Source organism: Mycobacterium sp., from assembly GCF_040509115.1.
Taxonomy (GTDB): domain Bacteria; phylum Actinomycetota; class Actinomycetes; order Mycobacteriales; family Mycobacteriaceae; genus Mycobacterium.
Genome location: NZ_JBEVLO010000138.1, coordinates 1 through 2,941 on the forward strand (window position 1 = coordinate 1; position 2,941 = coordinate 2,941).

Genomic DNA, 2,941 nt, shown 5'->3' on the forward strand with positions numbered 1-2,941 from the left:
TCGAAGCCTGTCGATCGCGGGCCTGCTGATCGTGGCGAACACCTGCGGGTCGCCGTAGGCCCGCGCCGACAGCATGGCGCCGTGCACGACGGCCATCAGCGTCTCGGCCTCGGAACGGGCGCTGGCGGCCAAGGTGATACCGCCCTGGCGGGCGCCACGTTCTAGTGCCGACGCAAGCCAGGCCGAGAGGGCCCGAAAGTAGGCCCGTATCTCGAAGACGATCTCATCGGGAAGTACGGGAATCTGAGTTGCGAGCAATGCACAAAGGCAGTAGCTGGTTTCAGGAGCACCGATGCAGGACTCCCAATATCCGACGTAACTATCGATTTGGTCCAGCGGGTCCGCGATGTTGCGTTCGAGGTCGGCGATCCCTATTTCGGCCTCTTCGCGATATTGCTTGACCAGCGTGCGGACGAGGTCGACCTTGGTTGGAAAGTGGTGATGGATGCTCGCCTTGCGGATACCGACGACAGCGGCGATGTCGGCATAGCTGAAGCCGTTGTAACCGCCGGCGATGATCGACGTGCGAGCGCAGCGAAGGATCGCGTCGACGGTCGAGACTGGGGCGGCCACGCCGATCAGCCTACCTTCTGATAGGTAGTTGATCAATGCGGTGTTCCCGGACACCGGGTGGCCAGCGATCAGCGCGTGCGCTGGCGAAGGTGGTGGCGGCGCGCCTTCATCCGGTTTCCGCACGACGCCATCGAGCACCATCGTGCCGTGTTGGGCTTGCTGCGGTCGATCAGGAACAAGCGGCACTCGGTGTTGGCGCAAGGGCGTAGTCGTGCAGGACTGTTGCACTGCAGCCGATCCCATGCCATCACACAGCGGGCGGCGAATTCCGAACCACCATCGAGGGTTTCAATCGACCACTGAACACGCGAGTCGACGACCATGGGCAGATACCTGACGCGGTCCAGAATCGCAGACAGCGCCGACGGCGGCTGCTCACCGCGTATCACGTTCTGCAACAACGATCTCGCCATCAGCAGCACCCGCCATTGCTCGACGTCGTCCCCAATGGCGCGTTGACTCATCCAATCGCGAGCCTCCGCCCACTGGCCCAACAGGTCGGTCTGGACTCCGTCGACCACCGGCGTCGTGTTCAAGAGATCCAGGAGCAAGGCTTCGTCGCCAGCGTCGTCCATCAGGGGTCCTCTCACCACAACCAAAGCCATAACCATCAAAACTATCTTGACAGGTTACCACCGGCAGGCCATGATGAGCTGCAGTAACCGTCTAAGCATCGTTTAGGAGTTAGAATGACCACAGTGCACCACCGGGACGCGGTCGTCGACGGACACCGGCTCTTCTTCCGCGAGGCGGGGCCCACGGATGCTCCGACAATCGTTCTGCTGCATGGCTACCCCACCAGTTCGTTCATGTTCCGCGAGTTGATCCCCCGCCTGGCGGAGCGTCTGCACGTGATCGCGCCCGATCATCTGGGTTTCGGGCTGTCGGACGCGCCGGGAGTCACCGAGTTCGAGTACTCATTCGACGCGCTCGCCGAGCTGACTGCCAAGTTGCTCAGCCAGCTAGCGATCCGCAAGTACGCCATCTACGTGCAAGACTATGGTGCTCCGATCGGGTGGCGGTTGGCGCTGGCTGATCCTCAGGCGATCACCGCCGTAATCACGCAGAATGGCAACGGATACGACGAGGGTTTCGTCGCACCGTTCTGGAAATCGGTGTGGGACTACCAAGAGGACCAGAACCCGCAAACAGAGGCCGCCATTCGAGAAGCGTTGAGCCTGGACGCCATCCGCTGGCAGTACGTCCACGGTGTGGCAGACCCGAGCGTCGTGAGTCCCGACACCTGGCATCACGATCATGCCCTCGTGTCGCGACCGGGAAACGATCTGGTGCAACTCAAACTCTTTCTCGATTATGCAACCAACCCGCCGCTGTATCCCCGACTGCACGAGTACCTGCGGGCCACTCAGGTGCCGGTGCTCGCCGTATGGGGTCGAGAAGACCAGATCTTCGGTCCCGAGGGTGCGCTCGCCTTCCGCAACGACGTCAAAGATGCCGAAGTGCACCTGGTCGAAGGTGGCGGGCACTTCCTGCTGGAAAGCCACGGGGCCGAAGTCGCCGGGCTCGTTCTTGATTTCATGTCGCGAGTGGGATCACCGCGGTAGGGCACGCGTGCCAACGGATCCCACGGCCGCCCATGCGCCATTCGAGGGTCGACTGACCCCCGAGCGCCTCGGCCACGTCGGGTTGAGGCTGTCCGTCGAGGCGGTTGAACCTAGCGTTCAATGCTGCCCCGCTGCCCTATTCGACGATGCGGCGGGGCCGTTGATTGGTCGACGAAGAGGCGGGATGGCGGCAGTGCACGTCATCCCCAATAGGGCGGTTGCGGCGATGGCGTAGAAGTTCAATGCTGGCTGGAGGTGGGCGCCGATGAGGATGCTGCCGAGCAGCGGCCCGCTAATTGCGCCCAGCCGCCCGACGCTCAGCGCCGCACCGATGGCCGTTGCACGAATTCTGGTCGGATAGCGCGTCCCGATCAAGACGTTCAGAAGTACCTGAACCCCGTTCGTAGCGGCACCGGCGATCGCTATGGCGATGTACAGCAGCACGGTCGGCAGCGGAAAGCTGAGTCCGACGATACCCGCGATCGCGAGCGAAAATGCCACGAGTACAGCAACTTTGGATCCAACGTTGTCGGCGAGCTCGCCGAAGGCCAACGGCCCGAGAGCCGTCCCCACGCGGAGCACGGCGAGAAACGACAATGCCGAACCGAGCGGATAGCCGGCCGCCCGCATGAGCACCGGCAGCCAGGTGCTCAAGCCGAAGATCAGCAACAAGGAACAGTCTCTGGATTCATCCCACAGTCGGCGGGCCGAAGCGGGGTAGGACTTCTTCAGCAGGTGGGCCGCCATATGGCGGCAACGCTGCTGACACGGCACCCGACGTGGCTGGGCCCATCGGTGTGGCG

4 protein-coding genes are annotated in these 2,941 nt (G+C 62.9%); 1 reads left to right on the forward strand and 3 read right to left on the reverse strand.

Translation table 11 applies throughout. The features are described from left to right. The coding region (locus ABW137_RS10355) for a TetR/AcrR family transcriptional regulator (RefSeq protein WP_526399528.1) at positions 1-573 on the reverse strand (573 nt) is incomplete at its 3' end. A gap of 68 nt (positions 574-641) precedes the next feature. Beyond that, on the reverse strand, positions 642-1,148 hold the full coding sequence (locus ABW137_RS10360) for a CGNR zinc finger domain-containing protein (protein ID WP_526399530.1): 507 nt from the start codon (positions 1,146-1,148) through the stop codon (positions 642-644). A 114-nt stretch (positions 1,149-1,262) separates the two neighbouring features. On the opposite strand from ABW137_RS10360, the gene ABW137_RS10365 reads away from it, so the two are divergent. After that, the gene (locus tag ABW137_RS10365; protein ID WP_526399532.1) at positions 1,263-2,138 is read left to right on the forward strand and encodes an alpha/beta fold hydrolase; all 876 of its coding nucleotides are present in this window, start codon (positions 1,263-1,265) and stop codon (positions 2,136-2,138) included. A 117-nt stretch (positions 2,139-2,255) separates the two neighbouring features. On the opposite strand, the gene ABW137_RS10370 is transcribed toward ABW137_RS10365, so the two are convergent. Further along, positions 2,256-2,941: MFS transporter (locus ABW137_RS10370; RefSeq protein WP_526399534.1), on the reverse strand; the 686-nt coding region annotated here is incomplete at its 5' end.